The sequence below is a fragment of the Mongoliimonas terrestris genome (assembly GCF_001927285.1).
GTDB classification, from domain to species: Bacteria; Pseudomonadota; Alphaproteobacteria; order Rhizobiales; family Pleomorphomonadaceae; genus Chthonobacter; species Chthonobacter terrestris.
This window is the reverse complement of record NZ_MSIG01000009.1, coordinates 178,703-205,011: the sequence shown is the minus strand read 5'-3', so window position 1 is coordinate 205,011 and position 26,309 is coordinate 178,703. Positions and strand designations below refer to the sequence as shown.

22 protein-coding genes are annotated in these 26,309 nt (G+C 69.4%); 4 read left to right on the top strand and 18 right to left on the bottom strand.

Annotated features, from left to right (window positions below):
* Positions 1-23 precede the first annotated feature (23 nt).
* The 3 genes from uvrA (at position 24) to trmFO (ending at position 5,623) form a co-directional block, all read left to right on the top strand.
* The gene (gene uvrA, locus BUQ68_RS14795; RefSeq protein ID WP_075216748.1) at positions 24-2,942 is read left to right on the top strand and encodes an excinuclease ABC subunit UvrA; all 2,919 of its coding nucleotides are present in this window, start codon (positions 24-26) and stop codon (positions 2,940-2,942) included.
* Between the two features lie 550 nt (positions 2,943-3,492).
* The gene (locus tag BUQ68_RS14790; RefSeq protein ID WP_075216747.1) at positions 3,493-3,642 is read left to right on the top strand and encodes a DUF1127 domain-containing protein; all 150 of its coding nucleotides are present in this window, start codon (positions 3,493-3,495) and stop codon (positions 3,640-3,642) included.
* Positions 3,643-4,207: 565 nt separating this feature from the next.
* Positions 4,208-5,623 carry a methylenetetrahydrofolate--tRNA-(uracil(54)-C(5))-methyltransferase (FADH(2)-oxidizing) TrmFO gene (trmFO, locus tag BUQ68_RS14785; RefSeq protein ID WP_075216791.1) on the top strand — a complete coding sequence of 472 codons (1,416 nt, stop codon included), beginning with the start codon at positions 4,208-4,210 and terminating at the stop codon, positions 5,621-5,623.
* 34 nt (positions 5,624-5,657) lie between these two features.
* Here trmFO and BUQ68_RS14780 read toward each other — a convergent pair whose 3' ends face one another.
* The 5 genes from BUQ68_RS14780 to yajC form a co-directional block, all read right to left on the bottom strand.
* Entirely contained in the window at positions 5,658-6,521 is an 864-nt protein-coding gene (locus BUQ68_RS14780; RefSeq protein ID WP_075216746.1) for a phytoene/squalene synthase family protein, read from the bottom strand.
* A gap of 4 nt (positions 6,522-6,525) precedes the next feature.
* A complete protein-coding gene (locus BUQ68_RS14775; protein ID WP_075216790.1) occupies positions 6,526-6,942 on the bottom strand; it encodes an Mth938-like domain-containing protein in 417 nt (138 codons plus the stop codon).
* Positions 6,943-7,033: 91 nt separating this feature from the next.
* Positions 7,034-7,978 carry a protein translocase subunit SecF gene (secF, locus tag BUQ68_RS14770; RefSeq protein ID WP_075216745.1) on the bottom strand — a complete coding sequence of 315 codons (945 nt, stop codon included), beginning with the start codon at positions 7,976-7,978 and terminating at the stop codon, positions 7,034-7,036.
* A gap of 28 nt (positions 7,979-8,006) precedes the next feature.
* Positions 8,007-9,620, bottom strand: a complete 1,614-nt coding sequence (gene secD / locus BUQ68_RS14765; RefSeq protein ID WP_075216744.1) for a protein translocase subunit SecD — start codon at positions 9,618-9,620, stop codon at positions 8,007-8,009.
* A gap of 221 nt (positions 9,621-9,841) precedes the next feature.
* The gene (yajC, locus tag BUQ68_RS14760) at positions 9,842-10,183 is read right to left on the bottom strand and encodes a preprotein translocase subunit YajC (protein WP_075216743.1); all 342 of its coding nucleotides are present in this window, start codon (positions 10,181-10,183) and stop codon (positions 9,842-9,844) included.
* A gap of 293 nt (positions 10,184-10,476) precedes the next feature.
* Here yajC and BUQ68_RS14755 point away from each other — a divergent pair, with 293 nt between their 5' ends.
* The gene (locus BUQ68_RS14755; protein ID WP_075216789.1) at positions 10,477-11,355 is read left to right on the top strand and encodes an ATP-binding protein; all 879 of its coding nucleotides are present in this window, start codon (positions 10,477-10,479) and stop codon (positions 11,353-11,355) included.
* 79 nt (positions 11,356-11,434) lie between these two features.
* On the opposite strand, the gene BUQ68_RS14750 is transcribed toward BUQ68_RS14755, so the two are convergent.
* From BUQ68_RS14750 to argS, 13 genes are all read right to left on the bottom strand, one after another.
* Complete coding sequence (locus tag BUQ68_RS14750) at positions 11,435-12,820, bottom strand: peptidoglycan DD-metalloendopeptidase family protein (RefSeq protein WP_210215648.1); 1,386 nt, start codon at positions 12,818-12,820, stop codon at positions 11,435-11,437.
* Between the two features lie 278 nt (positions 12,821-13,098).
* Positions 13,099-13,752: a protein-L-isoaspartate(D-aspartate) O-methyltransferase gene (locus BUQ68_RS14745; protein WP_245293264.1), complete on the bottom strand. Its 654-nt coding sequence runs from the start codon at positions 13,750-13,752 to the stop codon at positions 13,099-13,101.
* 7 nt (positions 13,753-13,759) lie between these two features.
* Positions 13,760-14,545, bottom strand: a complete 786-nt coding sequence (gene surE / locus BUQ68_RS14740; protein ID WP_075216741.1) for a 5'/3'-nucleotidase SurE — start codon at positions 14,543-14,545, stop codon at positions 13,760-13,762.
* A gap of 79 nt (positions 14,546-14,624) precedes the next feature.
* Positions 14,625-15,923 (bottom strand): serine--tRNA ligase, encoded by a 1,299-nt coding sequence (gene serS / locus BUQ68_RS14735; protein ID WP_075216740.1) that lies wholly within the window; start codon positions 15,921-15,923, stop codon positions 14,625-14,627.
* Between the two features lie 59 nt (positions 15,924-15,982).
* Positions 15,983-16,771, bottom strand: coding sequence for a twin-arginine translocase subunit TatC (gene tatC / locus BUQ68_RS14730; protein ID WP_075216739.1), 789 nt, complete (start codon positions 16,769-16,771; stop codon positions 15,983-15,985).
* Entirely contained in the window at positions 16,768-17,355 is a 588-nt protein-coding gene (gene tatB, locus BUQ68_RS14725) for a Sec-independent protein translocase protein TatB (RefSeq protein WP_075216738.1), read from the bottom strand. Before tatB ends, tatC begins: the two co-directional genes overlap by 4 nt.
* 76 nt (positions 17,356-17,431) lie before the next feature.
* A complete protein-coding gene (locus BUQ68_RS14720) occupies positions 17,432-17,674 on the bottom strand; it encodes a twin-arginine translocase TatA/TatE family subunit (RefSeq protein ID WP_075216737.1) in 243 nt (80 codons plus the stop codon).
* 105 nt (positions 17,675-17,779) lie between these two features.
* Complete coding sequence (locus BUQ68_RS14715) at positions 17,780-18,895, bottom strand: ABC transporter ATP-binding protein (RefSeq protein ID WP_083656596.1); 1,116 nt, start codon at positions 18,893-18,895, stop codon at positions 17,780-17,782.
* Positions 18,896-19,160: 265 nt separating this feature from the next.
* Positions 19,161-19,943, bottom strand: a complete 783-nt coding sequence (gene scpB / locus BUQ68_RS14710) for an SMC-Scp complex subunit ScpB (protein WP_075216736.1) — start codon at positions 19,941-19,943, stop codon at positions 19,161-19,163.
* Positions 19,940-20,806 (bottom strand): segregation and condensation protein A, encoded by an 867-nt coding sequence (locus BUQ68_RS14705; protein ID WP_075216735.1) that lies wholly within the window; start codon positions 20,804-20,806, stop codon positions 19,940-19,942. The genes scpB and BUQ68_RS14705 overlap by 4 nt, the downstream gene beginning before the upstream one ends.
* Before the next feature lie 69 nt (positions 20,807-20,875).
* A complete protein-coding gene (gene nagZ, locus BUQ68_RS14700) occupies positions 20,876-21,889 on the bottom strand; it encodes a beta-N-acetylhexosaminidase (RefSeq protein WP_075216734.1) in 1,014 nt (337 codons plus the stop codon).
* A gap of 956 nt (positions 21,890-22,845) precedes the next feature.
* The gene (locus BUQ68_RS24445) at positions 22,846-24,423 is read right to left on the bottom strand and encodes an SPOR domain-containing protein (RefSeq protein ID WP_139315249.1); all 1,578 of its coding nucleotides are present in this window, start codon (positions 24,421-24,423) and stop codon (positions 22,846-22,848) included.
* A 90-nt stretch (positions 24,424-24,513) separates the two neighbouring features.
* Positions 24,514-26,265 carry an arginine--tRNA ligase gene (gene argS / locus BUQ68_RS14690; protein WP_075216732.1) on the bottom strand — a complete coding sequence of 584 codons (1,752 nt, stop codon included), beginning with the start codon at positions 26,263-26,265 and terminating at the stop codon, positions 24,514-24,516.
* Positions 26,266-26,309: the final 44 nt, after the last annotated feature.

Below are 26,309 nucleotides of genomic sequence, written 5' to 3'. Positions count from 1 at the left end.
GAGCGAAGGGCGCGGGTGAGCGAATGACGAAGCCGAAGACGAGCGCGTTCGATACGGCGCGGCGGACCATCTCGATCCGTGGCGCGCGCGAGCACAACCTCAAGAACGTGGATCTCGACCTGCCGCGCGATTCGCTGGTGGTGATGACGGGCCTGTCCGGCTCGGGCAAGTCGTCGCTCGCCTTCGACACCATCTATGCCGAAGGCCAGCGCCGCTATGTGGAGAGCCTTTCCGCCTATGCGCGCCAGTTCCTGGAGATGATGCAGAAGCCGGACGTCGACCAGATCGACGGCCTGTCCCCGGCCATCTCCATCGAGCAGAAGACCACCTCGCGCAATCCGCGCTCCACAGTCGGCACCGTCACCGAGATCTACGACTACATGCGCCTGCTGTTCGCGCGGGTGGGCGTGCCCTACTCGCCGGCGACCGGGCTGCCGATCGAAAGCCAGACCGTCAGCCAGATGGTGGACCGGACGCTCGCCCTGCCGGAGGGCACGCGGCTCTACCTGCTGGCGCCGATGATCCGCGGCCGCAAGGGCGAGTACCGCAAGGAACTGGCGGAGCTGCAGAAGAAGGGTTTCCAGCGGGTCAAGATCGACGGCGCCTTCCACGAGATCGCCGACGCGCCGGCGCTCGACAAGAAGCTGAAGCACGACATCGACGTGGTGGTGGACCGCGTGGTCGTCCGCCCCGACATGGCGACCCGCCTCGCCGATTCGTTCGAGACCGCGCTCGGCCTTGCCGACGGCATCGCGGTCATCGAGTTCGCCGACGAGAAGGACGACAAGGGCGCCGCCCGGCGCATGCTCTTCTCGGAGAAGTTCGCCTGTCCGGTCTCCGGCTTCACCATCTCGGAAATCGAGCCTCGACTCTTCTCGTTCAACAATCCGTTTGGCGCCTGCCCGGCCTGCGACGGCCTCGGCGTGACCATGAAATTCGAAGCGGCGCTCGTGGTGCCGGACGACAGCCTGTCGCTACGCGGTGGCGCGGTCCTGCCGTGGGCGAAGACGGGCTCGTCGTCGCCCTATTACGCCCAGACGCTGGAAGCCATCTGCCGGCACTTCAAGGTGTCCATGACCGCCCCCTGGCGCGACCTGCCGGACCGGGTCAAGGAGGTGATCCTGATCGGGTCGGGCGCCGAGGAGATCGAGTTCTCCTACGACGACGGCCTTCGTGGCTACAAGACGCGGAAGCCCTTCGAGGGCGTCGTCAACAACATCGAGCGGCGGTGGAAGGAGACCGAGAGCGACTGGGTGCGCGAGGAACTCGGCCGCTTCCAGTCCGACCACCCCTGCCCCACCTGCAACGGCTATCGGCTGAAGCCGGAAGCGCTGGCGGTGAAGATCGACGGGCGCCACATCGGCCAAGTGTCCGAGCAGTCGATCCGCCGGGCGGCCGCCTGGTTCGAGGACCTGCCGGCGCGTCTGACCGACAAGCAGAACGAGATCGCCGGCCGCATCCTGAAGGAGATCCGCGACCGGCTGCGCTTCCTCAACGACGTGGGGCTCGAATACCTGACGCTCGCTCGCGCGTCCGGCACCCTGTCGGGCGGGGAGAGCCAGCGCATCCGCCTCGCCTCGCAGATCGGTTCCGGCCTCACCGGCGTGCTCTACGTGCTGGACGAGCCGTCCATCGGCCTCCACCAGCGCGACAACGACCGGCTGATCGAGACGCTGAAGCGCCTGCGCGACCTCGGCAACACGGTGATCGTCGTGGAGCACGACGAGGACGCGATTCTCGCCGCCGACTATGTGGTGGACGTGGGGCCGGGCGCCGGCATCCACGGCGGCCGGATCGTCGCCGAGGGCACCCCCGCGGAGGTGATGGCCGACCCGAACTCCCTGACCGGGCAGTATCTCTCCGGCGCCCTCGGCATCCCGGTGCCGAAGGACCGGCGCAAGCTCCAGAAGGGCAAGCAGATCCGGGTGGTCGGCGCGCGCGGCAACAACCTGAAGAACGTCACCGCCGACATCCCCATCGGCACCTTCACCTGCGTCACCGGCGTCTCGGGCGGCGGCAAGTCCACCTTCCTGATCGACACCCTGTTCAAGGCGGCGGCGCGCCGGCTGAACGGTGCCCGCGAACAGGCGGCGCCGCACGACCGGATCGAGGGCCTGGAGTATCTGGACAAGGTCATCGACATCGACCAGTCGCCGATCGGCCGCACGCCGCGGTCCAACCCGGCCACCTACACCGGTGCCTTCACGCCGATCCGCGAGTGGTTCGCCGGCCTGCCGGAGGCGAAGGCGCGCGGCTACCAGCCGGGGCGCTTCTCCTTCAACGTCAAGGGCGGCCGCTGCGAGGCGTGCCAGGGCGACGGCGTCATCAAGATCGAGATGCACTTCCTGCCCGACGTCTACGTCACCTGCGACGTCTGCAAGGGCAAGCGCTACAACCGCGAGACCCTGGACGTGCAGTTCAAGGGCAAGTCGATCGCCGACGTGCTGGACATGACCGTGGAGGAAGCCTGCGACTTCTTCCAGGCGGTGCCGGCGGTCAGGGACAAGATGACGTCGCTGCGCGATGTCGGGCTCGGCTACATCAAGGTCGGCCAGCAGGCCACCACGCTTTCGGGCGGCGAGGCCCAGCGGGTGAAGCTCGCCAAGGAGTTGTCGCGGCGGGCGACCGGCCGCACGCTCTACATCCTCGACGAGCCGACCACCGGCCTGCATTTCCACGATGTTGCCAAGCTCTTGGAAATGCTCCACGAATTGGTCGACCAGGGCAACACCGTGGTGGTCATCGAACACAATCTGGAGGTCATCAAGACCGCCGATTGGCTCGTGGACCTCGGCCCGGAAGGTGGGGACGGCGGCGGCACCATCGTGGCGGCCGGCCGGCCGGAGGACGTGGTGAAGGTCGACGCCTCCTACACCGGCCGCTACCTGAAGGATCTGCTCGGCCGCCGTCCGGCGCGGCCCGGCCGGGTCGCCGCCGAGTAGGCGTCCGGGACCGGACCGCCCGCAAAGCGCGATTCGCGCTGCACTCCCGTGTCTTGTGGGCGGTCATCCAGCCAGGGCGCCGACGATTCGATCGATTGCGCCGACCTCTCCCGACCCGCGGCACCCGCTGCCTGAGATCGTTTTCGGACGCCGGCCAGGGTCCGAGGCAGGGCGAAACGCCCTGACATCGCTGTCACCCATGGGACAAGCTGCCGCAGGCCCCCGTGTGGCATTCAAGCCACAAGTCCTATTGTGCGATGCAAAAAACTTATAGAGGTCGAAATAAAACGGTTTAGGACGGAGCAAGAGCGACAAAAACCCGCTGAACCGCGGAATTCCGTCGTTTCGTTGCCAAAACCGTTAAAGAACTCTGAATGATTCCTCGGCCCGATTCATGTTGCCCCGCAACAAATGCATCGCTGGCATGCGATTGCCCCTCTCCCAACGCGTACGACCTTCGCCTATCTCTGGGTTCGTCAAAGGCGACGCACCGCAGGCCACCCGGCCAGTGTAGAGCGATCCCTCCACCAGTTTCGTGAAGGAACACGTCATGTTCGACACCGTTGTCAAGAAGCTCCGCACCTACCGCAAGTATCAGGAAACCTATCGGGAGCTCGCTCGTCTTTCGACCCGCGAGCTCGACGACCTCGGCATCGCCCGGTCGGATATTCCGACCATCGCCCGTCGGGCGACTTTCTGATCCAGGAACAACTGGCGCTCAGCGCCATAACTCTTGAAGACTCGTTTCTCGGTCGCCACATGTTGGCTTGAAACGGAAACGGCCCTCAAGGGTTCAAGACATCGGACGCCGCCGCATCCGCATCCTCCTCCCTGTCGGATGCGTTGGGCGCCGATCAGGGTCCGGGCAGACCTCCTCCCCTGCCCCGACCCGCTGCCGGCTCGACGAACCTCCTCCCTCGTCCAGCTGGTGTCATACGGTCGCTCGTCGGATCTCCTCCCCCGCCGAGTCGCCGTCCCTGGAAGTCCGGACGCAACGGCCAACCTCCTCCCTGGCCACCGTCCGGCAAATCCGGCCCCGATCTCCTCATCGGGCCGGTGGCCGCGGCGACCTCCTCCCCGCCCGGCCCGAGCCATGAAGCGGACCTCCTCCCCCGCGTTCATGGCGTTATGCAACGCCCGCCGGATCTCCTCCCCCGGCGGGCGTCTGCTTTTTCGGCTCTTCCCGTAGCCTCGACCCCCTTCGGCAAGCAGGAATCAGCCAACCTCCGTTGAAGCGCGGGCCGGGCCGCCCTATGGTCCCGGCCATGACGAACAGCACCCACGCCCCCATTCACGTGATCGGCGGCGGCCTCGCCGGATCCGAAGCCGCCTTCCAGATTGCGGAGGCCGGCATCCCGGTCGTGCTCCACGAGATGCGCCCAGAGCGGCGCACCGACGCGCACGGCACGGACAAGCTCGCCGAACTCGTTTGCTCCAATTCCTTCCGCTCCGACGACCACACCCAGAATGCGGTCGGCCTGCTGCACGAGGAGATGCGGCGCGCCGGCTCGCTCATCATGGCGTCGGCCGACCGCAACCAGGTGCCAGCCGGCGGGGCGCTGGCGGTCGACCGGGAGGGTTTCGCCGAAGCGGTGACCGCTGCCATCGAGGCCCACCCGCTGATCACCGTCGACCGCCGCGAGGTGGCCGGCCTGCCGCCCTCCGACTGGCAGAGCGTGATCGTCGCCACCGGCCCGCTCACGTCGCCAGCACTCGCCGAGGCGGTGCGCGGCCTCACCGGCGCGGAAAGCCTCGCCTTCTTCGACGCCATCGCGCCCATCGTGCACTTCGACAGCATCGACATGAGCAAGGCCTGGTTCCAGTCGCGCTACGACAAGACGGGACCCGGCGGCACCGGCGCCGACTACATCAACTGCCCGATGAACCGCGACGAGTACGAGGCATTCATCGACGCGCTGATCGCCGGCGAGAAGACCACGTTCAAGGAATGGGAATCGACGCCCTATTTTGACGGCTGCTTGCCGATCGAGGTGATGGCGGAGCGCGGCCGCGAGACCCTTCGCCACGGGCCGATGAAGCCGGTGGGTCTCACCAACCCGAACGACCCGACCGTCAAGGCCCATGCCATCGTGCAACTGCGCCAGGACAACGCCCTCGGCACGCTCTACAACATGGTCGGCTTCCAGACCAAGCTGAAGTATGCCGAGCAGGTGCGGGTGTTCCGCATGATCCCGGGCCTGGAGGGCGCCGAGTTCGCGCGTCTCGGCGGCCTCCACCGCAACACCTATCTGGACAGCCCGCGCCTCCTCGACGGCGCCTTGCGGCTGAAGGCCGATCCGCGGCTGCGCTTCGCCGGCCAGATCACCGGCTGCGAGGGCTATGTGGAATCCGCCGCCATCGGCCTCCTTGCCGGGCGGTTCGCCGCAGCGGAGCGGCACGGCGAGGCGCCGTTGCTGCCCCCGCCGACCACCGCCTTCGGGGCGCTGCTCGGCCACATCACCGGCGGTCATCTGTCGGTGGAAGGCGAAGGCCCGCGCTCCTTCCAGCCCATGAACGTGAATTTCGGCCTGTTCCCGCCGATCGAGGTGCCGCGCGAGCCCGGCAAGCGTCTGCGCGGCCCGGAAAAAGCGGCCGCCAAGAAGCGGGCGTTGACCGGCCGGGCGCTCGCCGATGCCGACGTCTGGCTCGGCCGCGCCCCTGCACGCGACGCGGCGGAATAGGCCGCGGCCTCCAGACCCGACGCCCGCCCCCCGCTCAGCCGAGCCGGCGGGCGAAGCGCCAGAGGTGCACGGGCTTCATCCAGCCGGGAATGTCGGCAACGCTTGCGAACGGATCGGTCTGCCGGTCCAGCGCCTTCAGATAGGGCGCCACCAGGCCGAGCGGCACGAAGGCCGGCCGCGCGCGGGGGTCCGCTTTCGGGATCGCCGCCAGCGCCCGGTCCAGGTGGTGCCGGGCATGGTCGCGCATCTCGGCGAGCGCTCCGGCGATCGACGGCGTCAGAAGCGCATCCCGGAGCACCTCGGCGCTGGTGCCGTGGCGCGCCAGCACGTCTTCCGGCACGAACACCTGCCCGCGCCGAGCGTGGATCGGCAGCGCGCGCAACAGCCCGGTGATCGCATAGGCAACGCCCGCGTGGCCGGCGGCGTCCGCCGCACGCGGATCGTCCCCGTCGCAGAGCACCAGGGCGGCCGCCTGAAAGAGGACGGACGCGGTCTCGCCCGCGTAGCCCTCCAGGTCGAGGAGGGTCGGCATCGGGTCGTCGTAGAGGTCGAACACCCGTGCGTCGACCAGGGCCTGCAGGGTTGCCACCGGCAGGCGGAAGCGGTCGACCGTGTCGAGGAGCGCTGCCGCGAGCGGGTTGCCCGTCACGTCGCCGTGCCCGGTGCCGTCGAGCGCGTCGCGCCACCACTGCAGCCGCACCTCGCCGGGCAGCGGTTCGCGAACGATTTCCCGCACGCGGGCGACCTCGGCGGAGAAGGCCTGAAGGGCGAAGACGTGACGTCGACGGTTCGCCGGCACGAAGAGACCGGCGAGCCAGCGGTCCCGGTCGCCATCACGCACGACAGCCTCCGCGTGGGCGTAGACGTCCGCCAGCCGGTCCGGGGGCGCGTCGCTCATCCGATCACGCGACGGCAAGGAGGGCCGCGGCCACGGGCCGATTCTCCCCGAGCATGATGTTATAGGTGCGCACCGCCGCCCCCGTTGGCATCACGTCGGCCCGTAGGCCGCGCTCGCGGACGGCGAGGCGCAGGGCTTCGGGCATGGGCGTGATGGAGCGGCCGGTGCCGATCAGCAGCACCTCGAACTGGTCCGCCTCGGCGAAGGCCCTGGCGAGGCTTTCCTGGTCGATGTCCCCCGCCTCGGCCGCGTCCCATCCGTGAATGCCGGACGGCAGGCAGAGAATGGAGCCCCGGTGGGACATTTCGGCGAAGCGGAAGCCGCCGTTGCCGTAGGCGCTGATCGCCGCCCGGCCGGGAAAGTGCTGCGCGCGCTGGACGATACCGTGCGCGCCGCGGGGTTCGAACAGCTTGCCGACCATCGCGTCCTCTGCCCGGTTGCCCGTGTCCGCCCGCGGCGAACCCGGATGGACGGCCGAGGCGCCGCCCACGGCGACGCCCGACCTTGCCTGATCAGGCCGGCTTCGCCTCCGCCGTGCTTTCGTCCTCATCGGTGCCGCGCGGGGCGAGATCCGGATCGAGGAAGATCAGCACCGGCGCAGCGATGAAGATCGACGAATAGGTGCCGACCAGAACGCCGAACAGCATGGCGAAGGTGAACGACCGGATCACCTCTCCGCCGAAGATGTAGAGCGACAGGAGCGCGATCAAGGTGGAGGCGGCCGTCATCGTGGTCCGCGCCAGCGTCTGGTTGATCGCAAGGTCCAGCAGGGTGATCAGATGCATCCGCTTGTACTTGCGGCGAAGCTCGCGGATGCGGTCGTAGACCACCACCGTGTCGTTCAGCGAATAGCCGAGGATGGTGAGGATGGCCGCGATGGAGGAGAGATTGAACTCCAGTTGCAGCGCCGCGAAGAGACCGATGGTCAGCACCACGTCGTGGAGAGTGGCGATGATGGCCCCGACCGCATACTGCCACTCGAAGCGGAACCACACGTAGATCATGATGCCGAGGAGGGCGAGCAGCACGCCGAAGGTGCCGTTCTGCGCCAACTCGCCGGAAACACGTGGCCCTACCACCTCGATACGGCGATAGTCCACCTCGTCGCCGAACGCCTCCTGCACCTGCGCCACCGCGGCCTGCTGGCCCTCGTCCCCGCCCTCCTGGCGGACGATGCGGATCAGCACGTTCTCCGGCGAACCGAACTCCTGCACCTGCACTTCGCCAAGGTTCAGCGCGTTCAGCCGCTCGCGCACGGCGCTGAGATCGGCCGGACCATCGCGGGTCTGGATCTCGATCAGGGTGCCGCCCTGGAAGTCGATGCCGGTGTTCATGCCCATCAGGAAGAAGGCCAGGAAGCACAGAACCGACAGGAGGCCGGAGATCGGAAAACTGAGCCGACGCCACCGCATGAACGGGTAGCGCGTGTCGTCGGGGAAGAGGCGGAGAAGACGCATCAGTGTGTTCCTTGCCGGACCGGCTGGCTCAGATCGGCACCGTCGTCGGGCGACGGCGGCGGACCCAGAGGGCGATCAGCAGGCGGCTGAAGGTGATGGCGGTGAAGATGGTGGTAAGGATGCCGACCGTCAGCGTCACCGCAAAGCCGCGGACCGGGCCGGAGCCGAGCTGGAACAGCACCGCCGCGGCGATCAAGGTCGTCACGTTCGCGTCCATGATGGTGCCGATGGCCCGTTGGAAGCCTGTGTCGATGGCCGTGACGGCCGACCGGCCGAGCCGTTGCTCTTCGCGGATCCGTTCGAAGATCAGCACGTTGCTGTCCACCGCCATGCCCATGGTGAGCACGATGCCGGCGATGCCGGGCAGGGTCAGCGTGGCCTGCAGCAGCGTCAGCACCGCGAAGATCAGGATCACGTTGACGACGAGCGCGATGTTGGCGAACACCCCGAACAGGCCGTAGCAGACGAGCATGAAGAGCGCGACGGCCACCGCGCCTATGACCGAGGCGATCTGACCGGCCGCGATGGAGTCGGCGCCAAGGCCCGGGCCGACGGTGCGCTCCTCGATGACGGAAAGCCGGGCCGGCAACGCGCCGGCACGCAGCAGCACCGCGAGGTCGTTGGCGCTCTCCACTGTGAAGTTGCCGGAGATCTGGCCGGAGCCACCGGTGATTGGCTCGCGGATGACCGGCGCCGAGATCACCTCGTTGTCGAGCACGATGGCGAACGGGCGGTTGACGTTCTCGTTGGTGATCTGCGCGAACTTCCGCGATCCGCCGGTGGACAGGCGGAAGGAGACGATCGGCTCGTTGGTGCGCTGGTCGAAACTGGTCTGGGCGTCGACCAGATCCTCGCCGGAAAGCAGCGGCGCCTCCTCCACCACATAGGGGATGGCCGGTTCGTCCAGCGATTGCAGCACGATGGTGCCCGGAGGCGCGCTGCCGGCGAGCGCGTCGGCCGGGTTGGTGTTCACGTCGACCAGATGGAAGGAGAGCTGCGCCGTGCGGCCGATGATGTCCTTCAGGCGGGCCGGGTCCCGTTCGCCGGGGGCCTCCACCAGAATGCGCTCGGCGCCCTGACGCTGGATGGAGGGCTCGGTCGTCCCGAGCTCGTCCACGCGCCGCCGGATCACCTCGATCGACTGGTTCACCACGGTGGCGAGCCGCTGCTCGAGCCCTGCGTCGGTGAATTCCATGCGGAAGAGGCCCTCGCCGGCGTCCTCCACGGCGAACTCCGTCACGCTCGGTCCGCCCAGCACCGCTGTGCTCAAGGGGTTCACCAGTTCCTGCAACCGGGTGCGGGCGTCCTCCAGCCGGGCCGTGTCGCGGATGCGCAGCTGCACCGCGTCGCCCTGGATGCCAAGGCCCGTGTAGCCGATGCGCGGCTCCTGGCGCATGGCGTTGCGGATGTCGCCCTCCAGGCTCCTCATGCGCTTGGCCCGGTAGTCGGCGGTGTCCACCTCGTAAAGCAGGTAGACGCCACCCTGAAGGTCGAGGCCGAGCACGATCTGCCGGCCGGGCAGCCAGGACGGCCAGGTCTCGCGCAACTGGGTGGTCGACAGGAAGTTCGGCAACAGCACGATCAGGCCGAGCAGGACGGTGCCCAGGATCGCCGTGATCTTCCAGCGGGAGAAGTAGAGCATGTAAACCTCGTGCCCCGTTGGCTCGCGGGGCTCCATCAGTTCGAGACAGCCTTCGCCGGGCGCTGTCGATCGCCCCGGCCCCGGGACGATTGAAGCGCCCCCCGAAAGCGGGGCGCTCGCCGTCGCCACCGCCGGACATCCGGCGGCACCCGCGGCGCCGGCCGGATCCTACGGCCGGACCGGGCCCCTCCCCATTATGGAGGCCGGACCCGCCCCGCCCGTCAGTCCTTGACCGGCTCGCCCTTGGAGCGGAGTTCGGCCACGGAGCCGCGCGCCACCCGCACCTTGATGCCGCCCGGACCCTCGCCGATGTCGAGCACCATCTCGGTCTCGTCCACCACCTTGGAGATCTTGCCGATCAGGCCGCCGGCCATCACCACCACGTCGCCGCGGCGCAGGTTCTTGATCATGTCCCGGTGCTCGGCGGCTCGCTTCTGCTGCGGCCGAATGAGCAGGAAATACATGATCACGAAGATCAGGATGAACGGCATGAACTGGATCAGGAAGGCGGTGGCGCCCGCCGGCTCTCCAGCGGCCTGCGCAAACGCGGGGGTCACGAACATCCGTTCTGGCTCCTTGACGACGGTCGGGATCATGCGCCCCGACATCAGCGAGGCGACCGGGGACACCGGCCCGCCGTGGCGACCCGGATACCCCTTCGAAAGCGCGCGGACTATACCGAGACCCCGCCGGAAAGCAAACGGGGCGTAAACGGCCATGAGCGGACCCTTGCGGCGCCGCTCAGCCGCCTTTCGATCCGGCCTTCCCGGACGGGTTTGCAGTCGGCTCCAAGCTGGGTTTTAAGTCGGACCGATCCGCCCTCTTCTCCAGCCTCGAGGTCAGCGTGCCGAAAGACCTGCCGGACGACGCCGTCGCCGCTCTCAACCATCACCTCGCCCGCCTGGTCTCCCTCCTGGAGCGGAGCGTTCCGCCGCTGCCCGTCGCGCCCGATTTTTCCGCCGCCGACGCCTTCGTCTGGCAGGCCTCCGCACGGGCGCTGCAGCCGGTTCCCCAGGTGAACCGGGTGGCGATGGACCTCCTGAAGGGAATCGACCGGAGCCGCGACATCATCACCGACAACACAGAACGCTTCGCCGCCGGCCTGCCGGCCAACAACGCCCTCCTCTGGGGCGCCCGCGGCATGGGCAAGTCGTCGCTGGTGAAGGCCGCCCACGCCACGGTGAACGAGACCCGCCGGGCCGCCGGCGAACGGACGTTGAAGCTGGTCGAGATCCACAGGGAGGACATCGAGACCCTGCCGGACCTGATGACGCTCCTGCGCCCGGACCCGCACCGCTTCATCGTCTTCTGCGACGATCTCTCCTTCGACCACGACGACACCTCCTACAAGTCGCTGAAGGCAGTGCTGGAAGGGGGAATCGAGGGCCGGCCGGAGAACGTGCTCTTCTACGCCACCTCGAACCGGCGCCATCTCTTGCCGCGCGACATGATGGAGAACGAGCGCTCCACCGCCATCAACCCGAGCGAAGCGGTGGAGGAGAAGGTGTCCCTCTCCGACCGCTTCGGCCTCTGGGTCGGCTTCCACAAGTGCTCGCAGGACGACTATCTGGACATGGTGTTCGCCTACGCCGACCGGTTCGGCCTGACGGTGCCGGCCGAGACGCTGCGCGCCGAATCGCTGGAGTGGTCTACCACCCGCGGCGCCCGGTCTGGCCGCGTCGCCTGGCAGTACGTGCAGGATCTCGCCGGCCGGCTCGGCGTCCGTCTGGGCTGACCGTCCTCTTCACGCGAAACGCGAAGGGGCTGCGACACCGTCGCAGTCCCTTCGTCCAAGTCATTGACAGTTTTGGCGATCAGCCGTTCAGGTGCGGCAGCGGATCGACCGGGCGGTTGCCGTTGCGGATTTCGAAGTGAAGCTGCGGCCGGTTCACGCTGCCGGTGGCGCCCACCTTGCCGAGCGTCTGCCCGCGCATCACAGTGTCGCCGCGCTGGACGAGGATTTCGCTGGCGTGGGCGTAGGCCGACACGAAGCCGTTCGGATGCTTCACCAGCACCAGGTTGCCGTAGCCCTTCAACTCGTTGCCGGCATAGATCACGGTGCCGCCCTCGGCCGCCTTGATCGGCGTGCCTTCGGGCACCTCGATGTTGATGCCGTCGTTGCGCTCGCCGCTCGCCTTGGCGCCGAAGCCGGAGATCACGCGGCCACGCACCGGCCAGCGGAAGTTGCCGGCCTTGGCGCTCTCCACGCCGCCGCTCTGCTCCACCTCCCGCGGCTTGGTCGGCTGAACGGCCGCCTGCTGCTGGACCGGCGGTGCCGACGCGGGCGGCTGCTGAACGGTCGCCGCCGGCACGGCCGGCTGCCCCGGCGTGACCGCCGGCAGGCGCGGCACGGCGGCCGGCTGCAGCGAGGCGTCGGTGAGCGTGTTGGTGGCGACGGCCGCCACCTGGGTGTTCGGCTGGCCAGGGACCGGGATCGTCAGCTTCTGCCCGATGCGGATGGGCGCGGCCGGGTCGATGCCGTTGGCGCGGGCCAATTCGGTCGACTTCATGCCGTTGCGGTTCGCGATCTTGCCGAGGCTGTCGCCCGGCTGGACCGTGTAGAGGCTGCCCTGCCCCGCCGTGGCGGTCTGGGTGGCGCCCGAGCCGGGCATCTGGCCGAGGGTGCCGGCGCCCGGCGCGGTCGTCGGCTGCGTCGTCGCCACCGCCGCCGGGGCGCCGCCGGACGAGAAAGTCGGGATCACGATCTGCTGGCCGGGCTGCACCGCGCTCGAGGCGGTGAGATTGTTGGCCGCCCGCAGCGACTTCTCCGGCACGCCGTAGCGGCGGGACAGATCGGCGATGGTCTCGCCCTGTCGCAGGGTGACGGTGGTGCCGCCGTCCGGGCTCCAGCCCGCCGCGCGCGGCACTGTTGCAACCGCCCCTGGCGCGACCGGCGGCAAGGTGGCGACGGACGGCGCGCCGCCCACGGGCGGCAGCGGCGCCACGGACGTCGGCTGGGCATAGGGGTCGGACCCGGCCAGCGGGGAATTCTGATAGGGCGCGTTCGACACCACGGCGCCGGGCGCCGGCGGCAGCGTGCCGGACGTCACCGCCGGGGCGCGGTAGCCGCCGCCCGACTGGACCGATCCGGTCACCATGTCGTCGTTATAGGTCGGCGCCGCCGCGGCCGGCTGGGGCGCCTGCGCGACGATCTGCGAGCGGTTGCCGGTCTCGTCGAACAGGGTCCCGAAACGGGTCACGTCCGAACTGCAGGCAGCCGATCCGCCCGCGATGACGGCCACGGTGGCAACCCGAGCCAGGAGAGAGCCTTTGGAAGGTCGGGTGGTCATGCAAATCCTCGGAGTTCTCGCCACGCTTCACCGGATGACGAGATTAAAGCCGAGTAACGTTTATAAACCTTTAAAACCATCGCACCGGCTGCGGCCCGTACGGACGGAAACCGGCGGTTTTGCGCGGTTTCCCACAGCCGAACGTGACCTTCCTGCAACGGTCTGGCAGCATGTGCGCCGTTGCGAAATCAAAGCCGCGCGGCGATGCCGTCCATCAGTGGAACGAAGCGGACGGTGCCGATCTCCTCGCGCTGGAACAGCCGCCCGTCGCGCACCACCCGCACCAGGGTCTGGGTGGTGCCGGTGCCGACCGGAGCGACGAGGATGCCCTTCTCGCCCAGTTGGTCGAGCAGCGGCGGGGGGATTCGGCCGACCGCGCCATCGACCAGAATGCGGTCGTAGGGCGCGTGGCGGGTGAAGCCTTCCAGCCCGTCCGCCACCAGGGCGTTGATGTTCTCGATCTTCAGGGCGGCGAACCGGTCCTCGGCGAGTTCCACCAGACTGCGGAAGCGGTCGACCGTCACCACACGCGTCACCATGCGGGCCAGGACGGCGGCCTGATAACCGCTGCCGCAGCCGACCTCCAGCACCTTGTGGTCGAGCTTCAAGTCGAGCGCGGCGAGCAGGATGGCCGTCACCGAGGGCGCGCTCATCACTTGCCCGCATTCGATCGGCAGGGCCTTGTCCATGTAGGCGCTCGGCTGGTAGGGCGCGGCGACGAACACCCGGCGCGGCACGCCCGCGATGGCGGACAGGATCCGCCGATCGGTCACGCCGTCCCGCTTGAGGCCCGCGAGCATTTCCACGAGGGCCACCTTGTCGCGCGCGCTGAGGGCGATCACCGGCGTCTCACCTCCCCTGGGTGTCGGCGGCGAGCACCGGGCCGAGCACGTCGGCGAGCCGGGCGAGACCGTCGTGGTCGGTCATGTCCAGCCGGAGCGGCGTCACCGAGATGCGGCCGGCTGCCAGCGCGTATACATCGGTGCCCGGCTCCGGCGGCGTGGTGGAGCGCGCGTAGGCGAGCCAGTAGTAGGGCTTGCGCCGGCTGTCGATTCTCGCCTCCGCGGTCAGCCCGTGGGTGGCGGTGCCCTGGCGGGTGATCTCGGTGCCGACCACGTCGTCCGGCGCGCAGTCCGGGAAGTTGAGGTTCACGAGCGTGCCGCGCGGGATCCCGGCAGCCAGCACTCGGCGCACGATGTCCGGCGCGTGGGCCTCGGCGGTTTCATAGGGAATCACCGCGCCTTCGCGCCAGCTGAACCCCTGGCTGAGCGCGATCGACGGAATGCCGAGGAGCGTGCCCTCGATGGCGCCGGCCACGGTGCCCGAATAGGTCACGTCGTCGGCGATGTTGGAGCCGGCGTTGACGCCGGAAAGGATCGCGTCCGGCGGCGACGGCATCAGTTCGCGGACGGCCATGATCACGCAGTCGGTGGGGGTGCCGCGCACCGCGAAGCTGCGGGTGTCGATCTGGCGCACCCGCAGGGGGTCGTGCAGCGTCAGCGAGTGGGCGAGGCCCGACTGGTCCGTCTCCGGCGCCACGATCCACACTTCCGTGCCGACGGCGGCGGCGATGCGGGCGAGCGTCTGCAGCCCGGGGGCCAGAATGCCGTCGTCGTTGGTGATCAGAAGGCGCATCGGATCCTCGAATGAACGGAAGGGTTCAGGCGAAATTCGGATCGAGGCGCCTTGTCGCGCCCCGTTCCGGCGGATCCGGTCAGATCCGGTCGATGCGGTCGAGGCCGCCCATGTAGGGCCTCAACACGTCGGGCACGGTGATGGATCCGTCCTCGTTCTGCCACGTCTCCATGACGGCAATGAGGGCGCGGCCGACGGCCGTGCCGGATCCGTTCAGCGTGTGCACGAACCGGGTGCCCTTGGTATCGCCCGACGGCCGGTAGCGGGCGTTCATCCGTCGCGCCTGGAAGTCGCCGCAGACCGAGCAGGACGAGATTTCGCGATACTGGTTCTGGCCGGGCAGCCAGACCTCGATGTCGTAGGTCTTCTGGCTGCCGAAGCCCATGTCACCGGTGCAGAGGGTGACGACCCGGTAGGCGAGGCCGAGGCGCTGCAGAACCGTCTCGGCGCAGGTCAGCATGCGCTCGTGCTCGTCGCGGGAGGTCTCCGCCGCCGTGATGGAGACGAGTTCCACCTTGTAGAACTGATGCTGGCGCAGCATGCCGCGCACGTCCCGGCCGGCCGACCCGGCTTCGGAGCGGAAACAGGGCGTTAGCGCGGTCATGCGGAGCGGCAGCGCCTTCTCCTCCAGGATCTCGCCGTAGACGAGGTTGGTCAGCGGCACCTCGGCCGTCGGGATCAGCCAGCGCCCGTCGGTGGTGCGGAAGAGATCCTCGGCGAACTTCGGCAGCTGGCCGGTGCCGAACATGGCGTCGTCGCGCACCATCAGCGGCGGCTGCACCTCCATGTAGCCGTGCTCGGTGGTGTGGACGTCGAGCATGTATTGACCGAGGGCGCGCTCGAGGCGGGCGATCGGGCCCTTCAGCACCGTGAAGCGGGCGCCGGAGAGGCGGGCGGCCCGCTCGAAGTCCATGCCGCCGAGGGCCTCGCCGAGCTCGAAATGCTCCTTCGGGGCGTAGTTGAAGCCCTTCGGCTCCCGGTGGCGGCGGTATTCGACGTTGTCGTGCTCGTCCTTGCCGTCCGGAACGTCGTCCGCAGGCACGTTGGGGATGACGGCGAGCGCGCCCTGGAGGGCGAGGTCGAGGTCGCGCTCCTTCTGCTCGCCTTCCTGGATGAAGCTCTTCAGCGCGCCGACCTCGGCCATCAGGGCAGCGGCGGCGGCTTCGTCCTTGGCGGCCTTGGCTTTGCCGATGTCCTTGGAGGCGGCGTTGCGGCGCTCCTGCGCCTCCTGGAGGGCCTTCAGGTGCTGGCGGCGGGCGTCGTCGGCGGCGATGACCTCGTCCACGGTGGCGCGCGCCACCGCTTCCGGCTGGTTCCGGCGCATGAGGGCGCGGACAAGCGCCTCGGGCTCCTCACGGATCCACTTGATATCGAGCATGGAGCGACCTTGATCCCGGAACGCGAGGGCACCGGGCCCGGCGACTGCCCGTCAACGGGTCAGGTCTCGGCCGTGGTCCGCCGCTCCTCGTCGCGCTTCTTCATGAGTCTGAGGGCGATGATGCTGACTTCGTAGAGAAGCATCGTGGGCACCGCAAGAAGGATCTGGCTGAGCGGATCCGGCGGCGTCAGGATGGCGGCGGCCACGAAGGCGCCGACGATCGCATAGCGGCGCTTCTCCCGAAGGGTCTCCTCCGTCAGCACCCCCGCCCGGCCGAGCAGGGTGAGGATCACCGGCAGCTGGAAGGTGATGCCGAAGGCGAAGATCATCGTCATGATCAGGCCGAGGTACTCGGACACGCGCGGCAGGAGCGAAATGGATGCCTGCCCCTCCCCGCCTTCCTGCTCCATGGACAGGAAGAAATTCATGATCGTCGGCATGACCAGGAAGTAGACGAGCATCGCGCCAAGCAGGAACAAAATCGGCGTCGCCACCAGGAACGGCAGAAAAGCCTGGCGTTCGTTCTTGTAGAGGCCCGGCGCCACGAACATGTAGATCTGCGAGGCGATGACCGGAAAGGCGATGAACAAAGCGCCGAACAGTGCGATCTTCAGCTGGGTGAAGAAATATTCCTGCGGTGCCGTGTAGATCAGCTGGACGTCCTGGCCGACGCCGGCCGCCTGCTCGTATGGCACAACCAGAATGTTGAAGATTCCGGTGGCGAAATAGAAGCAGACGATGAAGCAGAAGAAGATGGCGATCAAAGACTTGATCAGCCGGGACCGCAGCTCGATCAGATGATCGATCAATGGCGCGCGGGACGCTTCGATGTCGTCTTTGTCGCTCAACGCTCAGCTCCGTCGCCGGCGGTGCCGGTCCTGGTCAGGTCGAGGGGCGCGCCGATCACCGGGGCCTGGACCGGCTGGGCCGGGGGCACCGGCTGCGGCGCTGCGACCGGCTGGGCCGGCGGGGTCGATGCGGCGGCGCCGTTCGCCGGTGCGGTCACCGGTGTCGGCTGGCTCGCCGGGGCGGCGGATGCGGGCACGTCGGCCGCATGGCCGGTCTTCAGCGGTTCGGCGGCGACGGGCGCGTCCGATGCGGTCGGGGTTGGCGAGGCCATGGGGGCCGCGCCGATCTGGTTCAGGTCGCGCTTGATGTCGTTGCCGATCGATCGCACCGGGTCGAGGGCGGATTTGACCTCGGACAGCGGGTTGATCGACTCCAGGTTCTTCTTGGTCTCCAGGAGATCGACCTCGCGCTCGGCTTCCCGGAGCGCGGCGTTGAACTGCGACTGAAAATCGCCGGCCATGCGACGGGCCTGACCGATGAAGCGACCGACCGTGCGCAAGAGCCGCGGCAGATCCTTCGGGCCGACGACCACGATCGCCACCACGGCGATCACCATGATTTCCGTCCAACCGATTTCAAACATGACGTGACGTCCGCACGGGCGTTACGCGCGGGCCTCTGAAGCCCGCCCGCGTCCACGCCCCCCTCTGGAGGACCGATCAGGCCTTGTTGACGTCCTGCGTCTTGCCGGCGATCGGATCGGCCGGCTTGTGGTCGAGCGTCCTCATGTCCACCGGCTTGGCGACCTCGGCAGTCTCGTCGTCCTTGTCGGCGAGGCCCTTCTTGAAGTTCTTGATGCCCTTCGCAAAATCACCCGCGAGCTCAGGAATTTTGCCACGGCCGAAGAGAAGAAGCACGACCACCAGCACGATGAGCCAGTGCCAGATGCTGAACGAACCCATACCTCGAAACTCCCCGCTGAAGCGGTGCCCTTGATTTGGCCGGCACCATTGCACAAAGGGATTGGCACCGCAACAAAACCCCTTTGACCCCGAGCATGTGGGGTCTCATCGGGAAAATACGAGGACGTCTCGGGGATCCGTGCCGACGAAAACGTCCGTGCCGACCGCATAGGGCGCCGCCGGTGCCCGCATCCTGGCCTTCAGCGGCCGGTCGAGGCCGTCGACGACCACCTCCACCAGGCAGACCTCGCCGAGGAAGCGCTGTCGGAGCACCCGGCCCGGAGTGCCGCCCTCCGGCGGGTCGAGGAGGAGGCCCGGGAGGCGGACGCAGACGTCCACGGCGGCCCCGTCCGCAAAGCCGGGCGCGGCGAAGCGGCCGAGCGCGGTCGCCACCGAGCCGGCCTGGGCGACACCCGGTATCACGTTGACTTCAGAGAAGAATCGGGCGGCGAAGAGGTCGACCGGGCGGGCGTAGAGGTCTTCCGCCGTGCCGATCTGGACGAGCACGCCGCCGCGCATGAGGGCGATCCGGTCGGCCATCCGCATGGCCTCCTCCGGGTCGTGGGTGACCACGAGCGCGGTGGCGCGGGTCTCGCGGAGGACGGCGATGGTCTCGTCCCGGACGTTGTCGCGGAGGCGCCGGTCGAGGCCGGAAAAAGGTTCGTCCATGAGGAGAACGGACGGACGGGGGACGATGGCGCGGGCGAGCGCCACCCGCTGCTGCTCGCCGCCGGAAAGCGCATGGGGATAGTCGTCGGCGTAGGCCTCCAGCCCGACCCGGCCAAGGGCGGCGCGGGCCGCGCGTTCGGCCGCGGGGCGATCCAGAAAGGTGAGGCCGAACATGACGTTGGCGAGAATCGTCAGGTGCGGGAAGAGGGCGTAGTCCTGGAACATCAGGCCGACGCCGCGCTTCTCCGGCGGCACGAAGCGCTGCGGGCCGGCCATCTCGACGCCGTCGATGCTGACGCGGCCGCTGGAGGGCTGCTCCAAGCCGGCGACGATGCGCAGGAGCGTGGTCTTTCCGCATCCGGAATGACCCAGAAGGCAAACGATTTCTCCAGGCGCCACGTCGAGAGAAACGCCCTTCAGGGAGGGCACGCCGTCATAGGCGTGGGTGACCGCCTCGAAGGTCAGCCTTGAGGCGATGATGGCCGGCGCGGTGCCCCGCTGGCCCCAGTCCGGCAGGTCGGCGGCGGCGTTCTTGGCGGCGAGATCGGGCATGAGGCGCGGGCTGTCTTCCATCGGATCCGTCCAGCGGGTTCTACCAGCTTGTATCCCGTTGCGAAGCCGCAGAAACGCGCAACCGACGCATAACCTGTAGCCTACGAAGCCCGGATGTGGGGGTTACGTCGCGCTGCAACAAGGTTGTTTGAGCGCGGTTTTCCGGCTTCTCGGCAGCGATGTAGCCGCTACGAAGCGGCCATGTCGCCGGATGTAGCGGGGATGAAGCCGACACGCGCGTCTCCGACCCCTCCCGGCGGTCCGCTCAGCCGTCGTCGTCCCCGTCGTCGCGGTCGGGTCGCGATCGATTGCCGTCGTTCGATGTGTCCTCGTCCCTGTCGCCGGGGTCGAAATCCCCCTCGTCGGGGTCGACGTCGTCGAGCGGCTCCTCGTCGGCGCGAAGGCCCTCGTCGCGCGGGGTCGGGATGGAGAAGCCCGGCGGGATGTTGCCCTCCAGGAGACCGGCCCCGCGCAACTCGTCGAGGCCGGGGAGATCGGAGAGGCTGTCGAGGCCGAAGTGGATCAGGAAGGCCTCGGTGGTGCCGTAGGTGACCGGCCGCCCGGGCGAACGGCGCCGGCCACGCATGCGGACCCAGCCCACTTCCATCAGCACGTCCATGGAGCCCTTCACAGTGCTGACGCCGCGAATCTCCTCCACCTCGGCGCGGGTGACCGGCTGGTGGTAGGCCACGATGGCGAGGGTCTCCAGGGCGGCGCGGGAGAGCTTGCGCTGCTCGCGGGCTTCGTGGCGGAGGAGGAAGCCGAGGTCGTCGGCGGTGCGGAACATCCACTGGCCGCCGACCCGGACGAGCTGGACGCCGCGTCCGGCATAGAGCGCCTGCAGGTCGGCCATCACGGCGGCGACCGGCACGCCCGCCGGCATGCGGGCGGCGAGCGCGGCTTCCGAGAGGGGGGTGGCGGAGGCGAAGAGCAGCGCCTCGGCGATGCGATGGGCGAAGAGGCGCCGCTCCTCGGCGGTGTCGCCGGCAGGATCGTCTTCGGGGCCGCGGGCCTCGTCGTCGGGCGGGTCGGCGTCGTCGGCGGTCACGCGCTCTCCTCCTCCCCATCGGAGACGGCGCGCGGCATGGCGGCGCGGACATAGAGGGGGCCGTAGGCCTCCGACTGGCGGAGCTCCATCTTGCCCTCGCGGACGAGTTCCAGGGTCGCCGTGAAGGTGGACGCTCGCACCGTGGCGCTGACGTCGGGGGCGGTCATGTAGGGGCGAAGAAAGCTGTCCAGCGGCACCCAGTCCGCGTGCCGGCCGATCAGGCGCTGCAGGATGTCCCGCGCCTCGGCGAGCGACCAGACGGCGCGGCGGCGGACGTGGACCCGGGTGACGATGTGGCGCTGGCGCTCGGCCGCGTAGGCGGCGAGGAGATCGTAGAGCGTCGCCTCGAAGGCGGTCGTGGTGTTCACGGTGACCGGCTCCGGGGCGCCGCGCGCGAAGACGTCGCGGCCGAGCCGCTGGCGCTCCATCAGATGGGCGGCGGCGGTGCGCATGGCCTCCAGGCGGCGGAGGCGGAAGGCCAGATGGAGGGCGAGTTCCTCGCCGGTCGGCTCGTCGTCGTCGGCGGGCGGGTCCGGGATCAGCAGGCGCGACTTCAGGTAGGCGAGCCAGGCCGCCATGACCAGATAGTCGGCGGCAAGTTCCAGGCGGAGCTTGCGGGCCTCCTCCACGAAGAGGAGGTATTGCTCTGCAAGCGCCAGCACGGAAATGCGGGCAAGATCCACCTTCTGGGTACGGGCGAGGGTGAGGAGAAGGTCGAGCGGGCCTTCAAAGCCGTCCACGTCGACGATGAGGGCACCGTCCCCGGCCGGCCGGATCTCCGGCCCGCCGGCGGGCCGGATCTCCGGCCCGCCGGCGGGCCAGTCGTCCGGTGCCGATGACTTGCCCTCGCTGCCTTCGTCCATGGCTCGTCCGTTCCGCCGCCCCGTCCCCACGCGCCGACCCGCTCCGGTGCCGGCCGGGCGGGCCTGGCATCAGAGGCCGACGCCGGACCCATCGGCGGCGAGCGCCGCGTCGAGGCGGGCGTGGAGCGCGTCGAGGTCGACCCTATCCGGCTCGCGGACGTGGCTCAACGCCCGTTCGGCCCGCTCCAGCGCCCTCCCCTCCAGCATCGGTGCCACGGCGGCGACCGCCTCCATCTCGGCCATCAGGCCGTTGCAGTGGAGGGCGATGTCGCAGCCGGCGGCGAGCGAGCGGGCGGCCCGGTCGTCCACCGTTCCGGTGAGGGCATTCATGGAGACGTCGTCGGAGAGGAGAAGGCCGTCGAAGCCGATGAGGCCGCGGATGATCTCGCCGATCACGACGGCCGACTGGGTGGCCGGCCAGTCCGGATCGAGCGCGGTGTAGACGATGTGGGCCGTCATCGCGGCGGGCAGATCCGAGAGCGCCACGAAGGGGGCGAAGTCCGTGGCGGCAAGGTCCTCGAAGCGGGCGGTGACCACCGGCAAGTGGTGGTGGCTGTCGACGGTGGCGCGGCCGTGCCCGGGCATGTGCTTGATGACCGGCAGGACGCCGCCCGCCAGGAAACCCGCGGCGGCGGCCCGTCCGGCGGCGGCGACGGCAGCGGGATCGCCCGCATAGGCGCGGTCGCCGATCACCTGGCTCTGGTCCGGCAGGCCGAGGTCGAGGCACGGGGCGCAGTCGACGGTGATGCCGGCGGCGCGAAGATCCGCCGCCATGGCGCGGGCGGTGTCGCGGATCAGCGAGAGATCGCCGGCGGCGGCGGCGTGGAGGCGGCGGGCGGACGGGTATTTCCGCCAGAGCGGCGCCGTCAGCCGCTGCACCCGGCCGCCCTCCTGGTCGACCAGCACGGGCGCGTCGCGGCCGACCGCCTCGCGAAAGGCGTCGGTGAGGGCGCGGAGCTGGTCGGGCGTCGCCACGTTGCGGCGGAACAGGATGAGGCCCCAGGGATCCGCCTCGGTGAGAAAGCGCCGCTCGTCGTCGGTGAGGACGGGGCCGGCGAGGCCGGTGATGAAGGCGCGCGGCATGGGCGTGGGCTCCGGCGGGTAGGGGACGGGGCGGTTGGGGACTCGCTTATGCCGGAAGCGGGGGGAGATTGGAATGCGGGGGGTGGGGGGAGGTTGGATGCGGGGGTTCGAGCCCCCTACACGCTCCACCCGCACCCGTCATCCCGGCGAAGGCCGGGATCCAACCGTCGGTGGGGGTTCTTCGCGGGTGAGGGTGACGGTGCGGTCGGTTGGGCCCCGGCTTTCGCCGGGGTGACGACCGGGGGAGACCGGAGCGAAAGCGCCTCGGGGCAATGCGCCTGCCGGTGATCACCGGCGCCGTCCTCGTGATGGTCCGCGGAGACGGGACGGCCATGCGTTATGGGGCGGGTGGCCGGGCAAATGCGTGGGTGGTCCGGATGAACCGGACCATGACGGTGGAGGAGGATGGGGGAGCCGGTAGGGCTGATCCGGTCGGTGGCGCTCCGCAGCTTATTCCACCGCCGCCATCGTCATGGTCCCCGGAGACGGGACGGCCACGCGTTATGGGGCGGGTGGCCGGACAAATGCGTGGGTGGTCCGGATGAACCGGACCATGACGATCAAGGAGGATGGGGGAGCCGGTGGGGCTGATCCGGTCGGTGGCTCTCCGCGGTTCATTCCACACCCGCCATCGTCATGGTCCGCGGAGGCGGACCACCCACGCTTTGCGGGTGAGCAAATGCGTGGGTGGTCCGGATGAACCGGACCATGACGGTGGAGGAGGATGGGGGAGCGGGTGACGCGATTGCCTGTGGGGTCGCGCTCATCCCCTTCGTCACACCCGCCGTCGTCATGGTCCGCGGAGGCGGACCAGCCATGCTTTTCAGGGACGGTGGCCGGGGGAATGCGTGGGTGGTCCGCCTCCGCGGACCATGACGGTGGCGGAGGATGGGGGTGCCGGCGGGGGCGGTCCGTTGGGTGGGATGCGCCCGCCGGGCTGGGCGGCTTCGGCCCGGTCAGTTGCGGGCGATGAGGCAGTCGCCGCCGGCGGACTTGAGGCGTTCGCAGAGGTTGATGGCGGCTTCGCGGGTGGGTTGGCCGATGCGGGCGCGGTAGTAGATGCCCTTTTCGCCGAGGTCGGCGCGCTGGACATCGGGGCTGACGCCGCCGAGGAGGGACGGGAACTTCTTCTGCAGGGACTGGAAGGCCGAGACGGCGGCGGCTTCGGAGCGCTGGGAAGAGACCTGGACGAAGGCGGCCGATCCGGACGCCGGGGCGGTGGCAACCGGGGCGGGAGCGGCGGCGACCGGCGCCGGGGTGGCGATCGGGTCGGCGGCGGCAACGGCGAGGGGCGCGGCGGCCTCGGCGCTGACCGGCGCACTGCGGGGCGCGGCCGGGCGGCTGACCGGGACCGGAGCGTTCACGGCGACGGGAGCCTCGGCGACCGGCGGCTGGCCGGCCTGGGGCTCGCCGAACGCCGCGTCGGCGGGCGCGGTCACAGGCGGCACGGAGCCCGGAACGGTGACGGGGCTGACGGCCTGCGGGGCGATCGCCTCCGGGGTCGCGGTGGCGAGGGCGCCGATGTCGGTGGCCGGGTCGAGCGGCGGCAGCGGCTCCAGCGAGGCGGTCTGCGTCTGGACAGGCTGCGCGGGGGCGTTGGCGAGCGCGGCGATGGGATCGACCTGCTCCGGGGTCGGCAGGATGCCGGCGGTGGTCATCGGGTCGCCGTCGACGCCGGGCGCGTCGGCACCGGTGGCCTCGGCCGACGCCGGGGCGGCGCGGTTGGCGAGCGACGGGACGGGGCCGTCCGGCGCGTCGATGATGGTGCCGTCCGGCTTGACGAGCACGGTGCGGACGCGGCGCGGGCCGGCGTCGACCAGATCGGTGTCCGGAATGACTTCCTCGCCGTTCGGCAGGATGACCGGGGAGCCGGGGGTGCGGACGCCCGGCAGGTCCGGCACGGTCTCGGAGCGGGTGAGAAGGCGGTCCTCGCCCTTGTCGGGCATGGCTTCGCGCGGGCTGAAGACCGGCGGAGGGGCGTCGGCGACCTCGGTGGTCTCCGGCACGACCTTGTAGGGGCCGTCGGGCGCGCGGACGAGCTGCGGCTCGCCGAGGCCGGACACGCCGCCGACGAGCGCGTAGGCGGCGGCACCGACGCCGGCGACGACCACGAGGCCGGCGAGCGCCATCATGCCGAAACGGCGGCGCGGCGCCGGGGCGGCGTGCTCCTCCGCGTAGGAATGGGGCGGCAGCATGCCGGCGTCGAACCGGTCGGGCTCGGCCTCGGTGAAGGTGATCAGCTCTTCCGAATAGGCGTCGAGGGCGTCGTCGTCCCACGCGTCCGCGTAGGTCTGCTGGCCGCGCTGGGCGACCGGACGGCCGGTGTCGAGGTCGACCGGATCCATGGACCCGTAGGTGCGGTCGAACTCGGCGGCGAGCGTCTCGGTCATGTCGTGCGGGCCGTTGACCCGGCGCACCGAAGCCTGCAGATCCTCGTCCACCAGCCGGGCGAGTTCGGCCATGGCCTCATCGTCGTCCCAGCCCTGCTCCGCGGGAGCCGGTGCCTGGGCATGGAACGTTTGGGCGCGACGCATGTTGAACATCGGGTACGGTTCTTTCTGTCACCGATCCTCATCCGCGCGGCCGTGAAGGTCCGTCCGGACAACGGTCGTGGCTGCCGACGGTCAACGCATTTCGTCCGGGGCATTCACGCCGAGTATACTTAGACCCGACTGAAGCACAATCATGACCGCCCGGACGAGAGCGAGACGGGCTCGGGTCGACAGTGGCTCATCAGGGTTAACGAACCGCAAACGCGGGTTCTCCTTCCCCCGGTTCCAGTGGCCGTGAAACTCCCCGGCGAGGTCGGTCAGATAGAAGGCCAGCCGGTGCGGCTCGTAGGCCTCCGCGGCCGACTCGACCACGCGCGGGTACTCGGCGAGCCGCCGGATGAGGGCGAGCTCGCCCGCGTCGTCGAGCCGCTCGAACGGCGCGTCGGCGGGGTCGGCGTCGGCGAGCTCCGGTGCCTGCTCGCGGGCCTGGCGGAAGATGGAGTGGCAGCGCGCGTTGGCATACTGCACATAGAAGACCGCGTTGTCCTTGGACTGCTCCTTCACCTTCACGAAGTCGAAGTCGAGCGGGGCGTCGTTCTTGCGCATCAGCATCATGAAGCGCACCGCGTCGGAGCCGACCTCCTCCACCACCTCGCGCAGGGTGACGAAGTCGCCGGAGCGCTTGGACATCTTCACCGGCTCGCCGGCCCGGTAGAGCTTGACGAGCTGGCAGAGCCGCACGACCACCTTGGCCTTGCCACCCGAGATGGCGTTGCCGACGGCTTCCAGCCGCTTGACGTAGCCGGAATGGTCGGCGCCAAGGATGAAGATCATCTCGTCGAAGCCGCGCTGCACCTTGGAGCGCATGTAGGCGACGTCGGCGGCGAAATAGGTGTAGCTGCCGTCGGACTTCTGGAGCGGCCGGTCGATGTCGTCGCCATAGGCGGAGGCGCGGAAGAGGGTCTGCTCGCGGTCCTCCCAGTCCTCCGGAAGCTGGCCCTTGGGCGGCGGAAGCGTGCCCTGGTAGACGAGGTCGCGGCCGCGGAACTCCTCCAGCATGCCGTCGATCTCGGACGGGGCGTTGCCGACGCGCTCGTGCAGGGACTTCTCCGAGAAGAAGACCTCCTGGGCGACGCCCAGCATGGCGAGGTCGTCGCGGATCATCGCCATCATCATGGCGACGGCGACCGGCTTGACGATCGGCAGCCAGGCGGCCTCGTCCATGGCGAGGAGCGCGTCGCCGTGGGCGGCCTTGAGGGCTTCGCCGACCGGGACGAGATAGTCGCCGGGGTAGAGGCCTTCGGGGATGGTGATGGTCTCGCCAAGGGCTTCCCGGTAGCGCAGGAAGGCGGAGCGGGCGAGCACGTCGATCTGCCCGCCGGCGTCGTTGATGTAATACTCCTTGGTGACTGCGTGGCCGGCGAAGGCCAGGAGCCCGGCAAGCGCGTCGCCCACCACGGCGCCGCGGCAGTGGCCGACGTGCATGGGACCGGTGGGGTTGGCGGAGACGTATTCCACGTTGACCTTGTGGCCGTGGCCGACGGTGGAGCGGCCGTAGCCGGCCGGGTCGGCGACGACGGCCCGGGCAAGGTTCGCCCAGAAGCCCGCGGCGATGCGCAGGTTGATGAAGCCGGGGCCGGCGACCTCCACGGCGTCCACGTCCGGATCGGCGCGGAGCGCGACGGCGATCTCCTCGGCAAGGTCCCGCGGCTTGCGGCCGAGGGGCTTGGCCAGCACCATGGCGGCATTGGTGGCGATGTCGCCGTGGCTGGCGTCGCGCGGCGGCTCCACGGTGACGCGGGCGAGCTCGGGCTCGCCGACGGCGAGGCCGAGACCGCGGATCGCCGAGCGGATCCGATCGCCGAACACCTGGAAAACGTTCATCACGACCCCTTTGGACGCGCGCCCGCCCACTGCGGGCGGACACG